This window comes from Leifsonia sp. 2MCAF36, from assembly GCF_052115525.1.
In the GTDB taxonomy this organism is placed as follows: Bacteria; Actinomycetota; Actinomycetes; order Actinomycetales; family Microbacteriaceae; genus Leifsonia.
In genome coordinates this window covers 159,224-173,766 of the sequence record NZ_JBFRGV010000006.1, presented here as the reverse complement: position 1 = coordinate 173,766, position 14,543 = coordinate 159,224, and the positions used below count along the sequence as shown (strand labels likewise).

General features: G+C 71.7%; 10 protein-coding genes and 1 pseudogene. 8 read left to right on the top strand and 3 right to left on the bottom strand.

The window, feature by feature from the left end; all coding sequences use genetic code 11:
• Position 1: 1 nt before the first annotated feature.
• The 3 genes from cydD to AB4079_RS10890 are packed head-to-tail and all read left to right on the top strand — an operon-like array spanning position 2 to position 3,729.
• On the top strand, positions 2 to 1,690 hold the full coding sequence (gene cydD / locus AB4079_RS10900) for a thiol reductant ABC exporter subunit CydD (protein ID WP_441787312.1): 1,689 nt from the start codon (positions 2 to 4) through the stop codon (positions 1,688 to 1,690).
• A gap of 22 nt (positions 1,691 to 1,712) precedes the next feature.
• Positions 1,713 to 3,413: a thiol reductant ABC exporter subunit CydC gene (gene cydC, locus AB4079_RS10895; protein ID WP_441787552.1), complete on the top strand. Its 1,701-nt coding sequence runs from the start codon at positions 1,713 to 1,715 to the stop codon at positions 3,411 to 3,413.
• Between the two features lie 40 nt (positions 3,414 to 3,453).
• On the top strand, positions 3,454 to 3,729 hold the full coding sequence (locus AB4079_RS10890) for a LapA family protein (protein WP_441787311.1): 276 nt from the start codon (positions 3,454 to 3,456) through the stop codon (positions 3,727 to 3,729).
• Positions 3,730 to 3,741: 12 nt separating this feature from the next.
• Here the strand turns inward: AB4079_RS10890 and AB4079_RS10885 are convergent, their stop codons facing one another.
• Complete coding sequence (locus AB4079_RS10885) at positions 3,742 to 4,539, bottom strand: aminotransferase class IV (RefSeq protein WP_441787310.1); 798 nt, start codon at positions 4,537 to 4,539, stop codon at positions 3,742 to 3,744.
• Positions 4,540 to 4,556: 17 nt separating this feature from the next.
• Between AB4079_RS10885 and AB4079_RS10880 the strand changes: the two genes are divergently transcribed.
• The 5 genes and pseudogenes from AB4079_RS10880 to holA all read left to right on the top strand — a co-directional run bounded on the left by AB4079_RS10880 (position 4,557) and on the right by holA (position 13,014).
• Positions 4,557 to 5,966, top strand: coding sequence for an anthranilate synthase component I family protein (locus AB4079_RS10880; RefSeq protein WP_441787309.1), 1,410 nt, complete (start codon positions 4,557 to 4,559; stop codon positions 5,964 to 5,966).
• A gap of 127 nt (positions 5,967 to 6,093) precedes the next feature.
• Positions 6,094 to 8,685, top strand: coding sequence for a leucine--tRNA ligase (gene leuS, locus AB4079_RS10875; RefSeq protein ID WP_441787308.1), 2,592 nt, complete (start codon positions 6,094 to 6,096; stop codon positions 8,683 to 8,685).
• A gap of 113 nt (positions 8,686 to 8,798) precedes the next feature.
• Positions 8,799 to 9,545, top strand: coding sequence for a ComEA family DNA-binding protein (locus tag AB4079_RS10870; RefSeq protein WP_441787307.1), 747 nt, complete (start codon positions 8,799 to 8,801; stop codon positions 9,543 to 9,545).
• Positions 9,545 to 11,335, top strand: a pseudogene (locus AB4079_RS10865) (ComEC/Rec2 family competence protein); the annotation flags it as partial. The gene AB4079_RS10870 and the pseudogene AB4079_RS10865, both read left to right, overlap by 1 nt.
• A gap of 638 nt (positions 11,336 to 11,973) precedes the next feature.
• Positions 11,974 to 13,014 (top strand): DNA polymerase III subunit delta, encoded by a 1,041-nt coding sequence (gene holA, locus AB4079_RS10860; protein ID WP_441787306.1) that lies wholly within the window; start codon positions 11,974 to 11,976, stop codon positions 13,012 to 13,014.
• Between the two features lie 148 nt (positions 13,015 to 13,162).
• On the opposite strand, the gene rpsT is transcribed toward holA, so the two are convergent.
• A complete protein-coding gene (gene rpsT, locus AB4079_RS10855) occupies positions 13,163 to 13,423 on the bottom strand; it encodes a 30S ribosomal protein S20 (RefSeq protein ID WP_441787305.1) in 261 nt (86 codons plus the stop codon).
• Positions 13,424 to 13,586: 163 nt separating this feature from the next.
• Positions 13,587 to 14,468: an NAD-dependent epimerase/dehydratase family protein gene (locus tag AB4079_RS10850; RefSeq protein WP_441787304.1), complete on the bottom strand. Its 882-nt coding sequence runs from the start codon at positions 14,466 to 14,468 to the stop codon at positions 13,587 to 13,589.
• Between the last annotated feature and the right edge of the window lie 75 nt (positions 14,469 to 14,543).

The window sequence follows — 14,543 nt, the reverse complement described above, 5'->3', positions numbered from 1 at the left end:
CATGCGGCCGCTCGACCCCCGCCTCCTCCGCTACGCGTCGGCGACGCGCGGCACCCTCGCTGCCGGCGCCCTGCTGGCTCTGCTGCAGACCGTGTCCGTCGTGGCGTTCGCCTGGCTGGTCACCGACCTGATCGTTCGAGCGATCGCCGGCGAGCCCCTCGCCTCGTTGGGCGGGACGCTCGCGCTGCTTGCTCTCGTGGTACTGCTCCGGGCGGTACTGCTGTGGGCGGTGGAGTCGGTGTCGTCCCGGGGTGGGGCGCGGGTCGTCGGCCAGCTCCGTGAGCGAGTGGTCGCCGCCGTCGGGCGGTTGGGTCCGGGATGGGCCTCCCGCCGGAGCTCGGCCGACGCGACCTTGATCGCCGGACACGGCATGGAGGCCCTCGACGGCTACTTCTCGAAGTACCTCCCGCAGCTGATCGGGACCGCCGTCGCGACACCACTGCTGGTGCTGACGATCGGCTGGCGGGACCTGACCAGCGGGCTCATCCTCATGGTCACGCTGCCGCTGATCCCGGTGTTCATGGTGCTCGTCGGCTGGGCCACGCAAGCGGCGCAGCAGCGCCAGTGGCGCGCACTCTCCGCTCTGTCGACCGGCTTCCTCGACGTGGTGGCGGGCCTCGCCACCCTGAAGCTGTTCGGGCGGCAGCACCGGCAGGAGGCGCGGATTCGGCAGGTGAGCGAGCAGTACCGGGTGCACACCATGCGTGTCCTCCGGATGTCGTTCCTTTCGGGGTTCGTCCTGGAGCTGGCGGCGAGCCTGTCGGTCGCGGTGATCGCGGTGACCATCGGGCTGCGACTGCTGGGCGGCTCGCTCGACCTGTCGGTCGGCCTGTTCGTGCTGCTCCTCGCACCGGAGGCGTTCCTGCCGCTCCGCAACGTCGGCGCGGCCTACCACGCGGCCACCGAGGGGATCGAGGCGGCGGCGAACGCGCTCGCGATCATCGAGGAGGCGGCGGAGCTGCCGACGGCGGAGCACCCGACGGCCGCGGCACCGTCGCAGCCGGGCGCATCCGCAGGGCTGGTCTTCGAGGACGTCCGCATCCGCTACGACGACCGCATCGTGGTGGACTGCTTCACCGCCTCCGTCGCGCCGGGGACCCTCGCTGTGCTTCGGGCACCGAGTGGGGCGGGCAAGTCCAGTCTGATCGCGGGGCTCCTCGGCTTCGTGCCGGTGGAGGGACGGGTCCAGGCAGGTGGTCGATCAGACCCGGCCGGCCGACGCGATGCCGTGGCCTGGGCCGGGCAGCGCCCGGGACTCCTCGCCGGCACTGTCGCTGAGAACGTCGCGCTCGGAGAGACCGCCGACCGGGGGCTGGTCGTGGCGGCGCTCCGGGATGCGGCGGCGGCCGATGTGGACGCCGACCGGGTACTCGGCCCGGGTGGAGTGGGCCTGTCCGGCGGTCAGGCACAGCGCGTCGCCGTCGCACGCGCCCTCTACCGGATGCGATCGCGGGGTTGCTCGGTGCTCGTGCTCGACGAACCCACCTCGGCACTCGACGCCGCCACGGAGCAGCGGTTGCTGGGGTCGCTGCGACGGGTGGCCGACGGGGGCGTCGCGGTCCTGGTCGTCAGCCACCGGACCGCCGTTGCCGACGCGGCGGATGTGGTGCTGACGCTCCCGGCGCCGGAGGATGCGGCCGGCCTCGTGCGCGCCGAGCTGACGACGGAGGAGGTGTCCGGTGTCCGTTGAGACGATCCACCGCGAGGAAACGGTGGCCCAGGCGGCTGTCGAACGCCCGGTCGACCCCGCCGAGGTGCGCCGCATCCTGCGACTGGCGATCCCGTCCGCCCGTCGGCTCTGGATCGCGATCGGGTTCGGTGCGCTGAGCGGCGGCAGCGCGGTCGCGCTCCTCGGAGTGTCGGCCTGGCTGATCACCCGCGCGTCCGCGCAGCCCGCGATGATGTACCTGTCGATGGCGGTGGTCGGCGTGCGCGCATTCGCCCTCGGACGCGCGTTCTTCCGGTACCTGGAGCGGCTCGCGGGCCACGACGCGGCCTTCCGGCAGCTCGGAACCGTCCGCGCGCGCCTGTACGCCCGGCTCGAGCCGCTTGCGCCCGACGGTCTGCGCGGCGTACGCTCCGGCGACCTGCTGACCCGGCTCGCCGATGACGTCGACGAGCTGCAGAACCTCGCTCTGCGCGTCATCCAGCCGCTCGCCGGCGCGGGAGTGGTCGCCGTGGGAAGTGTGGTGGCGGCCTTCCTGGTGCTGCCTGCTGCCGGGATCGCGCTGCTCGTCACGCTCGCTCTGGCGTTCGTCGCCGGGGCGTTGCTGAATCGGTGGGCCGCCGGAGCGGCTGAGCGTCGCATCGCTCCACTGCGTGCCGAGCTGAACGACGCCCTGCAGGACCTGGTCGGCAACCTGGACGTCCTCACCGCATTCGGCGCGCTAGCCGCTGAGGATCGGGTGAGCGGCGCGAGCGCGCGGCTCACGTCAGCGGTCCGCAGCCGCGCCGCGTGGCTCGGCCTGACGGCGGGCGCGGTGTCTCTCCTGGCGGGCGCGGCCACGGTCGCGGCACTGGCCGCGGGCATCCCGGCACTCGGCCACGGCGCGCTCGACGGTCCGGGGCTGGCCGTCATCGCGCTACTCCCGCTGGCGGTCTTCGAGGTGTTCGGGACGGTTCCGCAGGTCTTCGGCGCCTGGAGCCGGGTACGGGCCGCCGCCGAGCGCATCGCATCCGCCGCTCCGGCCGAGGTGCCGGCCGGGATCCCGGTGGATGCGCCGGGCGCGCGGGCGCTGCCCGCGTCGACCGGCGTCCCCGAGGTGCTCCTGGACGGCGTCTCGGCCTACTGGCCCGACGAGGAGAGCGCCGTGCTGAACGACGTGTCGCTGCGGCTCCTGCCAGGGGAGCGGGTGGTGCTCACCGGTCCGACGGGGGCCGGGAAGACCGCTCTCGCGCACGTCCTGACCCGCCTTCTGGATCACGGCGGCCAGTACCGTCTGGACGGCATCCCCACCGGTGAGCTCCGGCAGGACGACGTCCGCGCCGTCGTCGGACTCGTCGAGCAGCGGCCGTACCTGTTCGACTCCGACCTGCGTCAGAACCTCCTTTTCGCCCGTGAGACGGCGACGGACGACGAACTGCTCGACGTGCTGGAACGCGTGGGCCTGCGGGACTGGGCGCTCGCGCGCGGAGGACTGTCTGCTGCGGTCGGCGAACGCGGCGCACTGGTCTCGGGCGGCCAAGCCCAGCGCATCGCTCTCGCCAGGGCACTGCTCGCGGGTTTCCCTGTGCTGGTGGTGGACGAGCCGACGGCCAACGTCGACGCCGCCGTCGGGGACACCATCGTCCGCGATGTGCTGGAGACGGCGGCAGAGGACGGGCGAACGGTCCTGCTGATCTCGCACACCGACATCCCTGCCGGGCTCGTCGACCGCGTGCTCCGCCTGGAGGACGGCCGGCTCGTCCCGTGAGGTGCTGTCGGTAGGCGGCGCCTGGCACCATACTGACCGCATGAGCGACAGGGCAGTGGGGCGGCGTACCGAGGACAGCGGATTCGTGCGGTTCCTGAAACGCAAATGGTTCGCCATCGTGCTGGTCGCGCTGCTGGTCATCGTCGCCCTGCAGAACGGTGTCGCGAACGACCAGGCCACGATCTTCGTGTTCTGGGGTCAGGTCCAGTTGCCGACGTGGCTGCTCATTGTGATCGTGTTCCTGATCGGCGGCCTCACCGGGTGGATCCTGGCGCGCAACCGGGCGGCCCGCAGGGCCCGCCAGGGGCGTCGCTGACGCCCGCAGGGGCTACGGAAGCGGCCGGGCCAGCGCGGCGAAGCGGGCGCGCCACGCCTCCGTGCGCGCCGCATCCTGGGCCAGCGCCGGGCCGTCGACCCAGGACGTGACCGCCCGGATGCCGTGCAGCGCGTTCACCGCCCACAGGACCGCGCCGCCGAGCTCGGCAGGACGCGCTTCCTCCTCTTCGACCGGCGTACCGAGGGCCGCCGCGATGCCGCGGACCGTTCGCGCCGCGACACTGTCGACCCGCGGCAGCGAGAACGGGGGAGCGAAGAGTGTGTCGCCGCGCCACCAGAGCAGAGCGGTCGTCGCGCCGTCGGAGACCCGGCCCTCATCGACGATCACCGCCTCCTGCGCTCCGCGCCGCTGTGCCCGCTGCCGCAACGCGCTGAGCCGGTCGATATCCGGACCCTTGAGGTGCGGCGCCTGCCGGGGGTCGCCGTCGGCCGTCGCTACAACGAGGGTCTGCGTGAGCTCGGGCGCCGGGCGCAGCCGGAACCGGAGGCGCAGCGCATCCCGCGCCCGCACCAACTCGAACCGGGGGAACCAGTCGCCCTGGCGGGGGAGGGAGGCAACCCCTGCGTCCCAGAACGCGTTCAGGTCGTTCCCGGTGAAGCCCTGCTCGCGGGCCGTCTCCGCGAAGCGCGCTCCGTGGAGTCGCAGCGCCAGCGCCCGGCCGTCGCGGACCAGGAAGGAGTCGGCGGCCAGCAGTTCGGTCTCCACGACCTCGCAATCGTCGCGAACCAGGAGCTCACCGCCCGCCCAGTCGGCGAGGGTGTTCAGGGTCTCCGTGCTGCGCGCGTCCACTCGCCTAGGCTAGTCCGGTGGCCCAACCGCTCCGCGTGCTCCGGCTCGACACCTGGGTCGACCCGGCGGACGCCTTCGTGACCCTGTTCGGCGGCACCGCAGAGGACGCCGTCTGGCTGGACAGCGGTGTGGATGCGGTCGACGGCCGGTCCTTCATCGGGACAGGGCGTGTCACCGCGACGTCGTCCGTCGCGGACGGGACGGTGACCCTGGGCGGTTCGACGCGGCACGGCGGCATCCTGGAACCGCTCCGCGACGACCTCGCCGCTCGGCGGCATCCCGAGCCGTCCGGCCACCCGGTCGGCTGGTGGGGACGGCTGGGGTACGAGGCCGGAGCGGCCGCCGCGGGCGCGCCCGTCGCCGCAGGGGACAACGCCGCCGACGCCGCCCTCCTGCTGGTCGACCGACTGCTCGCGTTCGATCACGCCGCCCGAAGGGTGACGGTCGTCGCCCCGGCTGACGGCGATGGCGACGCGTGGACCGGGGCGGTACTACTGGCCCTGAAGGACTCGGCCGGTGCCGCACCCGCGTACGAGGCCGCCCACCCCATCCCACCGGCCACCGCCGCGTGGCGGCACGACGACGCGTCCTACCTCGCCGCCATCGTCTCCTGCCAGGACTCCATCCGCGCCGGCGATGCCTACCAGCTGTGCCTCACCAACCGTGCGCAGGCGCGTACCGACGCGGACCCGCTCGCCGTCCATCTCCGGCTCCGCCGGGCCAGCCCCGCGCCGCACGCCGGGTTCCTGCGGATCGGCGGCGAGGTCCTGGTGAGCTCGTCGCCCGAGCAGTTCCTCCGCGTGGAGGCGGATGGGCGCGTCCGGACCCGCCCCATCAAGGGCACCCGGCCGCGCGGCGCGACGGTCGCGGCCGACGTCGAACTCCGCGCGGAGTTGGAGGCGAGCGTGAAGGAACGCGCCGAGAACGTCATGATCGTCGACCTGATGCGGAACGATCTGGGTCGGGTCTGCGCGGTCGGCTCCGTCGAGGTCAGCCACCTGCTCGCGGTGGAGAGCTACGCGCAGGTGCACCAACTGGTGTCCACGGTCGAAGGGACGCTGCGCCCGGGACTCGGCGCGGTGGATGCGGTGGCGGCCTGCTTCCCCGCCGGCTCGATGACGGGAGCGCCCAAGCTCAGCGCGATGCGTATCCTGAACCGGCTCGAGGGTGGACCACGCGGCGCCTTTGCCGGGTGCTTCGGCTACTTCGGGTTCGACGGGACGGCCGACCTGGCGATGGTCATCCGCAGCATCCACTTCGCCGGTGACGTCGTCACGATCGGCGCGGGCGGCGGGATCACGGCCCTGTCCGTGCCCCAGGAGGAACTCGACGAGGTGCGGGTCAAAGCCGCGGCGATGCTCGCGGCGGCCGGTCTCAGCGCTCCCGCGGGCCCCGTCACGCCCTCGGTCACGCCCGCGGCGAACTGAGGGGCAGCCGGGAACGGTCTGGAGCACCCGGACGTTTAGTACTCTGGAGACCCGGGCCTGTCGCCCGGACCTCTTCCGTGCCGTCCGGAACCCGACCCGGCACGACGGAACCGAGATTGAGAGTCACGTGGCACACGAGAACCCGCAGGACGACCGCGCTCAGGACGAGCGCGAGCAGTACGACTTCACGGCGATCCAAGACAAGTGGCTCCCGCGCTGGGATGAGCTGCGCCCCTTCGCCACGGACGACGCGACCGACAAGCGTCCGCGCAAGTACATCCTCGACATGTTCCCGTACCCGTCCGGCGACCTGCATATGGGCCACGCCGAGGCGTACGCGCTGGGCGACGTCATCGCCCGCTACTGGCGTCAGCAGGGCTTCACCGTGCTGCACCCGATCGGCTGGGACTCGTTCGGCCTGCCCGCCGAGAACGCCGCGATCAAGCGCGGACTCGACCCGGCCGGCTGGACCAACGACAACATCGCGCAGCAGAAGGCGAGCATGCGCCGCTACGCGCCCAGCTTCGACTGGGACCGCGTGCTGCAGACCAGCGACCCGGCGTACTACCGCTGGAACCAGTGGCTGTTCCTGAAGCTGTACGAGAAGGGCCTGGCATACCGCAAGGCCAGCCAGGTCAACTGGTGTCCCTTCGACCAGACGGTGCTGGCGAACGAGCAGGTCGTCAACGGCCGCTGCGAACGCTGCGACAACCTGGTCACCAAGAAGAAGCTGACCCAGTGGTACTTCCGCATCACCGACTACGCGGATCGGCTGCTGGACGACCTGAACCAGCTGGAGGGCGCCTGGCCGTCCAAGGTCATCTCGATGCAGCGCAACTGGATCGGGCGCTCGAGCGGTGCCGATGTCACGTTCGCCATCGAGGGGCGCGACGAGCCGGTCACCGTGTACACCACCCGTCCGGACACCCTGTACGGCGTCACATTCATGGTGGTCGCGCCCGACTCCGACCTGGCCGCCGAGCTGGTCGAGGGTGCCCGCCCTGAGGTCCGCCGGCGCTTCGACGACTACCTCGCCGCCGTACGCGGCACCACCGAGATGGACCGCCTGAGCACCGAGCGCGAGAAGACCGGTGTGTTCCTGGAGCGGCACGCCATCAACCCGCTGACCGGCGAGAAGCTGCCGATCTGGGCGGCCGACTACGTGCTGAGCGACTACGGCCACGGCGCGATCATGGCCGTGCCCGCGCACGACCAGCGCGACCTCGACTTCGCCCGTGCCTTCGACCTGCCGGTCCGCGTCGTCGTCGACACGACGCAGCCGGTGACCGGCGCCATCCCGGTGATCCACCTCGACCCGGAGACCGGCGAGCCCATCCTGCCGGAGGAGCCCGCGCTCGAGAACCCGTCCGAGACCGGCGTCGCCCTGACCGGTGAGGGCCGCCTGGTCAACTCCGGTCCGTTCAACGGGCTGAGCAAGTCGAACGCGATCCGCCGGGTGACCGAGGCGCTGCAGGGCTCCCACCTGGGCGCGCCGGCGAAGAACTTCCGCCTGCGCGACTGGCTGATCTCGCGTCAGCGGTACTGGGGCACGCCCATCCCGATCATCCACTGCGAGCAGTGCGGAGAGGTCCCGGTTCCCGAGGCCGACCTGCCGGTGCTGCTGCCGCCGGCGGAGGGCCTCGACCTGCAACCGAAAGGCACCAGCCCGCTCGGCGCGGCGAGCGACTGGGTGAACGTCGCCTGCCCGAACTGCGGTGGCCCGGCGACGCGCGACACGGACACGATGGACACGTTCGTCGACAGCTCCTGGTATTTCCTGCGCTTCCTGTCCCCGAAGGACGACACGCAGGCGTTCGACCCGCGCGAGGCGGAGAAGTGGGCCCCGGTCGACCAGTACGTCGGCGGCGTGACCCACGCCATCCTGCACCTGCTCTACGCCCGGTTCATCACGAAGGTGCTGTTCGACCTGGGCTACATCAGCTTCACGGAGCCGTTCACGGCGCTGCTGAATCAGGGCCTGGTCCTCATGGACGGCTCGGCGATGTCGAAGTCCCGCGGAAACCTGGTGAAGCTGTCCGAGCAGCTCGACGAGCACGGGGTCGATGCGGTGCGCCTGACGATGGCGTTCGCAGGTCCTCCGGAGGACGACATCGACTGGGCGGATGTGTCGCCGTCGGGGTCCGCGAAGTTCCTCGCGCGTGCCTGGCGGATCGCGGACGATGTGACCAGCGCTCCCGATGTGGTCTGGAAGACGGGCGACGCGGGGCTTCGCCGGGTCACGCACCGATTCCTGGCCGACGCGCCCGGACTCGTGGAGTCGTTCAAGTTCAATGTCGTCGTCGCGCGCCTGATGGAGCTCGTGAACGCGACGCGGAAGGCCATCGACACGGGCGCGGGCCCGGGGGATGCGGCGGTGCGCGAAGCGGCCGAGGTGACGGCTATGGCCCTGAACCTATTCGCGCCGTACACGGCCGAAGAGATGTGGAACAAGCTCGGCTACGAGCCCTCGGTGGCCTTGGCGCAGTGGCGCAAGCCGGACCCAACGCTGCTCATCGAGGAGTCGGTGACCGCGGTCGTTCAGGTGGATGGCAAGGTGCGAGACCGGCTGGAGGTGTCGCCGAAGATCGCGTCGGACGAGCTGGAGACTCTGGCGCGCGAGTCGGAGGCGGTCATCCGCTCGGTCGGCGACCGCGAGATCGTCAACGTGATCGTGCGTGCGCCGCGACTGGTGAACATCGCGACCAAGCCGCGCGGCTGAGAGTCATCGCCGGGGGCGTCGGGTTGTCGTGCACAACCCGGCGCCCTTCGGTGCTTATCCACCGGTTCGCGTCGGGCCGTCTCGGGGCTGCGCCGCGTTCCTAGCGTGGAGGGATGCGACACCACGCCGATCCCTCAGCTGCCGGCGCGCCTGACCAGGGCGCGGCGGGCGTCGAGGGTGCGGCGGGCGTCGGGGGCGCGGCGGGCGTCGCAGACTCGCCATCGCAGGAGGGTCCGGAGCGACGGAGCGGCCGGGTGCGCGTCGGCGTCGGCGCTGCCGTGGTGCTGCTCATCGCGGCGGCGGTGGTGGCTGTCCTCGTCTCAGCGACCGCGCAGGCCGGCAACAGTCTCGACCTACCGACGGGTACGGCGGCTCCGCTCGCGCCGTCCACTGCCACGGCGGGCGCTACGCCCGGTGGCGGCCTGCTCGTGCACGTCACCGGAGCGGTCCGTTCGGCGGGACTCGTGTCCCTTCCGGCCGGCTCGCGGGTCGTGGATGCGGTGGCAGCGGCGGGCGGGCTGGCGGACGACGCCGACGCCGCGGGCGTGAACCTGGCGAGGCCTGTCGCCGACGGTGAGCAGCTGGTGGTGCCGCGCGTCGGCGAGGCACCGGCGGCGGCCGGTCCGGCGGCCGGCGGGTCCGCGGGCGGTTCGAGCGCAGGCGCAGGCGCCATTGTCAACCTCAATACGGCGACGCAGGACCAGCTCGAGACGCTTCCGCGCATCGGACCGGCTCTCGCCCAGCGCATCCTCGACTGGCGGCAGGCGAACGGCCGCTTCGTGAAGCCCACCGACCTGCTCAAGGTGACGGGCATCGGGCAGAAGCTGTTCGATGGCCTCAAGGACCGGGTGGCGGTCTGATGCCCGATCTCCGACTCGCGCTGCCTGCGAGTGCGCTGTGGGTGGCCTGCGCCGTGATGATCGGGCAGCCGGGCGCGGCTGTGAGTTTGGCGATCGTGGCGGGAGCCACCGCTGTCGGAGCGCTGACGCTGGCTGTCGTGTCTGCGCCGAGCAGTGGACGAACACCCCCGCGGTCGTTGACACGCATGCGCGTGCTGCCTCTGGTGGCGACGCTCCTCGGCGCGATCGCTCTCGGATCGGCGATGGTCGCTTTCCAGGCACCCGACCGGGTGAGTGCGGGGCTGGACCGAGCGGCGAGCGAGTCAGACACGGTGCGGGCGCTGATCCGCGTGGAGCGCACCCCGCATCGGATGACCGCCGGATTCGGCCAGTCGCTCCGCTGGACTCTCCGCGGCCGCACCGTGGGAGACCCGGCAGGTATTCCGGTGTCACTGCAATTCGGCGCCGATGTGGCGACCGCGCGGGCCTTTGCGGTCGGGACGGTCGTCCGTGCGGCCGGAAAGGCACGGGTCGAGGACGCAGGGGAGGCGACGAGCTACACGCTCCGCACCTCGGGTGACGACGCTCCGGTGATCGTGCAACCCCCTCCCGTCTGGCTCGCCTGGACCGCGACCGCGCGCACGACGTTCGCCGCCGCCGCGGGTGCGACGCCCGGGGACGGGGGCGCCCTGCTACCCGGGCTGGCGATCGGAGACGAGACGTCCGTGTCGCCAGAGCTCGACGAGGCGATGAAGGCATCCTCGCTCAGCCACCTCACGGCCGTTTCGGGAGCGAACTGCGCCCTGGTGATCGGACTGGTGTTCCTGCTCGCCCGCGCCGCGGGGGCCGGCCGGCGGACGCGCATCCTGGTTGCGGGTGTTGCCCTGCTGGCGTTCGTCGCCCTGGTGGGCCCCGGGCCGAGCGTCATCCGTGCGGCAGCGATGGCCGGCGTCGTGCTGATCGGCCTGGCGCGTGGGCGCCCCGCCGACGGAATCCCGGCGCTCGCCCTCGCGATGGTGGTGCTGCTCGTCCACGATCCGTGGCTCGCGCGCGATTACGGCTTCGCCCTGTCGATTCTGGCCACCGCGGGTCTGCTGGTGCTGGCCGGGCCGCTCAGCGGGGTACTCGCACGGTGGATGCCGCGGTCGCTCGCGCTGGCGGTCGCCGTGCCGACCGCTGCCCAGCTCGCGTGCCAGCCGGTCCTGGTCCTCCTGACGCCGACACTCCCGCTCTTCGGCATTCCCGCCAACCTCCTCGCGGAACCGGCGGCACCCGTCGCCACCGTGCTGGGCTGCCTCGCCTGCGCCGTGCTCCCGTGGGCGCCGGTGATCGGGGAGTTGATCGTGCGACTGGCCTGGGCCCCTTCGGCCTGGATCGCGCAGGTGGCGACGTTCACCAGCGGGCTCCCGGGCGTCGCTCTGCCGTGGGCGCCTGACCTGCTCGGCGTCGTGCTCAGCGCGGCTGTTCTCGCCGCCGTCGCCGTGTTGGTGCTGGCCCGGGGCGCACCGCGGATCGTGTCCGCTGTGGCGGCCCTGGCGTTGTGCCTCGGCGCGCTCGTGTACGTCGGAGCGTGGGGAGGGAACGCGATCGGTCGCTCGCTCGCCCTTCCGAGCGACTGGCAGCTGGCCGCCTGCGATGTCGGGCAGGGAGACGGCGTGCTGCTGCGGGACGGCGACGCGGTCGCGATGATCGATGTGGGAAGGCAACCCGCGCCCGCGGCCGCCTGTCTCGATCGGTTGGGTGTCCGTCAGCTCGACGTGCTGATCCTCACGCACTTCGACGCCGACCACGTCGGCGGTGTCAGCGGCGTGGCGTCGTACGCGAAACGCGCCATCTCGCAGCGACCGGTGCGTGACGGCGACGAGCGCACCCTCGCGGTCCTCGCCGCTGCCGGCGTTCCCGTCGAGCTGGGGCACGCCGGCCTGAGCGGACGGCTGGGAGGGATCGACTGGCGGCTCCTCTGGCCGCCGGCTCCGGACGTCGGCTCTGGCGCCTCGGACGCTGACACCGGGAACGCCGGCAGTCTGACGGTGGAGGCGGAGGGGCGCGGCCTCCGGTCGATCTTCCTCGGGGACCTGGGCGAGAACGCGCAGGATGCGCTCCTCGCCACAGGCGCCGTTCGCCCGGTGGACGTGGTCAAGGTCGCCCACCACGGCTCGGCGGATCAGAGTCCGGCGCTGTATCGGGCACTCGCGGCCCGGTTGGGTCTCGTCTCCGTCGGTGCCCACAACGGCTACGGGCACCCAACCGATCGGGCGCTGCACATGCTGCAGGAATGCGGTACGGCCGTCGCGCGGACGGATCAGCAGGGGATGGTGCTCGTCACCCCCAGGGCGTCCGGCATGGAGGTGTGGAGCGAGCGCGCAGCGGAGAGCGCTGACGGTGGTCGCCCTTATCCTGGACAGGTGGCATCCGGCGACCGCCGGGCTGCACAGCAACGAGGAGGCACGTGGCGACCCGAGGCGGCAGCAGAGGCGGAGCGAGCAAGGCGCGCGCCGCCGCGAGCGCGATCCCGCAGGTCCCGTGGAGCCAGATCCGCGCGGCTCCTGTCGTGCTCGTCACCGGGCCGGAGACCTTCCTCGCCGACCGAGCCGTGCGCTCCCTCCGCGACTCGCTCAAGGCGGCCGACCCCAGCCTGGAGATCAGCGACCTGCACGCGGGCGACTACGCCCCGGGCGAGCTCCTCACCCTCGCGAGCCCCTCCCTGTTCGGCGAGCCACGACTCATCCGGGTCGACGCCGTCGAGAAGTGCAACGACGCGTTCCTGGCCGACATGCTCGACTACCTGAACGCACCGGCCGATGAGACAGTGGTCACCCTCCGCCATGCCGGCGGGGTTCGAGGCAAGAAGCTGCTCGACGCCATCCGCACCGGCACCGGCGGCGGCATCGAGGTCATCTGCGCCGAACTCAAAAAGGACGCGGAGAAATACGACTTCGCACAGGCCGAGTTCGCGGCTGCGAGACGGAAGATCACTCCGGGGGCACTGCGTGCGATCACGTCGGCGTTCTCCGACGACCTCGCCGAACTCGCGGCCGCCTGCCAGCAGCTGCTCTCCGACTCCGCCGAACAGATCACCGAAGCCACCGTCGACAAGTACTACGGCGGCCGCGTCGAGACGAACGCCTTCCAGGTCGCCGACGCCGCCATCGCCGGCCGGCACGGGGAAGCACTGGTGACGATGCGCCACGCGCTCGCCTCCGGCGCCGACCCTGTCCCCATGGTGGCCGCCTTCGCGAGCAAGATCCGGACCATGGCCAAGATCTCCGGCGCGCGTGGCGGCTCCGGCCAGCTCGCGCAGCAGTTCGGACTCGCTCCGTGGCAAGTAGACCGCGCCCGACGTGACCTCCAGGGCTGGACGGAAGACGGACTGGGCCGCTGCATCGAGCTGCTCGCCGAGACCGACGCCAACGTCAAGGGCGGAGGCCGCGATCCGGTCTTCGCGCTCGAACGGATGATCCGCATCGTCAGTGCCCGCGGCCGAGACTGACGAGCAGCGAACCCGACCAGCGGTGAGCCCGACATGCTTCGAGCCAGCCGCACAGCGAGCCCGACATGCAGCGAGCCCCCGTCCGGACCGAGGTCCTGGAGCGGGGGCTCGCTAGCGGCGCGGGGCAGGGCCCGCGGTCGGTCGTCGCTTAGAGCGCGGCGACCTGCTTGGCGATAGCCGACTTGCGGTTCGCCGCCTGGTTCTTGTGGATGACGCCCTTGCTGGCCGCCTTGTCGATCTTCTTGCCGGCGGTGGCCAGCGCCGCGCTTGCCTTCTCCTTGTCGCCGGCGACGACGGCCTCACGGGTGGCGCGGATGGCGGTCTTGAGCTCGCTCTTGACAGCCTTGTTGCGCTCCTGCGCCTTCTTGTTCGTGCCGTTGCGCTTGATCTGCGACTTGATGTTTGCCACGAGTGGTCACTTTCGTTCGGAGTGAGTTAGGGATGTGCCGCTCAGCGGAGAGGGCGCCTTGCGGCGTTTCGTGCGGACACATCCACACGCAAGCCAACAAACAACTCTACCAGCGCGTCTCGCATCCCGCCAATCCGCGGGCCACTCCGTCGGACCTGCCCGGTCAGACCCGCGCGGGCGCGTAGGAACCCACCAGGAGCTCTTCCAGCAGGGTGGGACCATTCGGCTCCCAACCCAGGTCGATCCGGGCCTTCGTGCCACGCGCCTGCTGGTCGAGCAGCAGAGCGTCCGCGAAGCCTTCGCCCAGCCGCGACCGCGTGTCTTCGAGCGATTCCGCTGCGACCCCGCCGGCGATACCGGCCGACTGCGCCGCGGCCTCGCCCAGCTCGCGCACCGTGGGGTTCTGCCCGCCCGCACCGATGTACGTCGTGCCGGGAGCGCCGTGCTCCAGCGCGAGCACATACAGCGCCGCGAGGTCGTCCACGTGCACGGTCGCCCAGTGCTGCGAGCCGTCGCCGATCAGGCTGAGAACGGGCACGGCGCCGGAGCCGACAGGTGCATCCACGATGACGTTCGGCAGCCCCTTACCGTGTCCGTAGACGATGGACGGGACGACCACCATGCCGCGGACGTCCGTCGCCTCGTGCACTAGCGCCTCAGCAGTCGCACGCCAGGCGGTCAGCGCCGGAGGGTCGACGGGGGAGTCCTCGGCGATGTCGTCGTTCGACCCGTAGGTCCAGATGCCCCCAGTGTGGACGAACGGCTTGCCGGACCCGGCGAGACCTCTCAGCACCGCCGGAACCAGGACGGCGTCCACGTCCTCGCCCGAAGCGAGGTGGATGACGCCGTCGCTGTCCTGTGCGGCACGCTCCAGGAGCGCGGTGTCCACGGCGTCGCCGATGAGGGCCGAAGCGCCGGCAGCCTGCACCACGGCGGCCTTGTCGGCGTCGCGGACGAGCGCGGTGACGGAGTGGCCCTCGTCGAGAAGGCGGGGGAGGACAGAGGATCCGATGAAGCCGGTCGCACCGGTCAGAAGGATGTTCATATCCGTCCACAACGCGCGTGATCGGCGAACATTCCCGAGATCGCATGCTGCGCTGGACCGCCGAACCGGCGCGCG

Excerpts from the sequence above, each read along its gene's own strand:
- AB4079_RS10890 (WP_441787311.1), top strand. The coding sequence starts at position 3,454 with ATGAGCGACAGGGCAGTGGGGCGGCGTACCGAGGACAGCGGATTCGTG.
- cydD (WP_441787312.1), top strand. The coding sequence starts at position 2 with ATGCGGCCGCTCGACCCCCGCCTCCTCCGCTACGCGTCGGCGACGCGC.
- AB4079_RS10870 (WP_441787307.1), top strand. The coding sequence starts at position 8,799 with ATGCGACACCACGCCGATCCCTCAGCTGCCGGCGCGCCTGACCAGGGC.
- AB4079_RS10850 (WP_441787304.1), bottom strand. The coding sequence starts at position 14,468 with ATGAACATCCTTCTGACCGGTGCGACCGGCTTCATCGGATCCTCTGTC.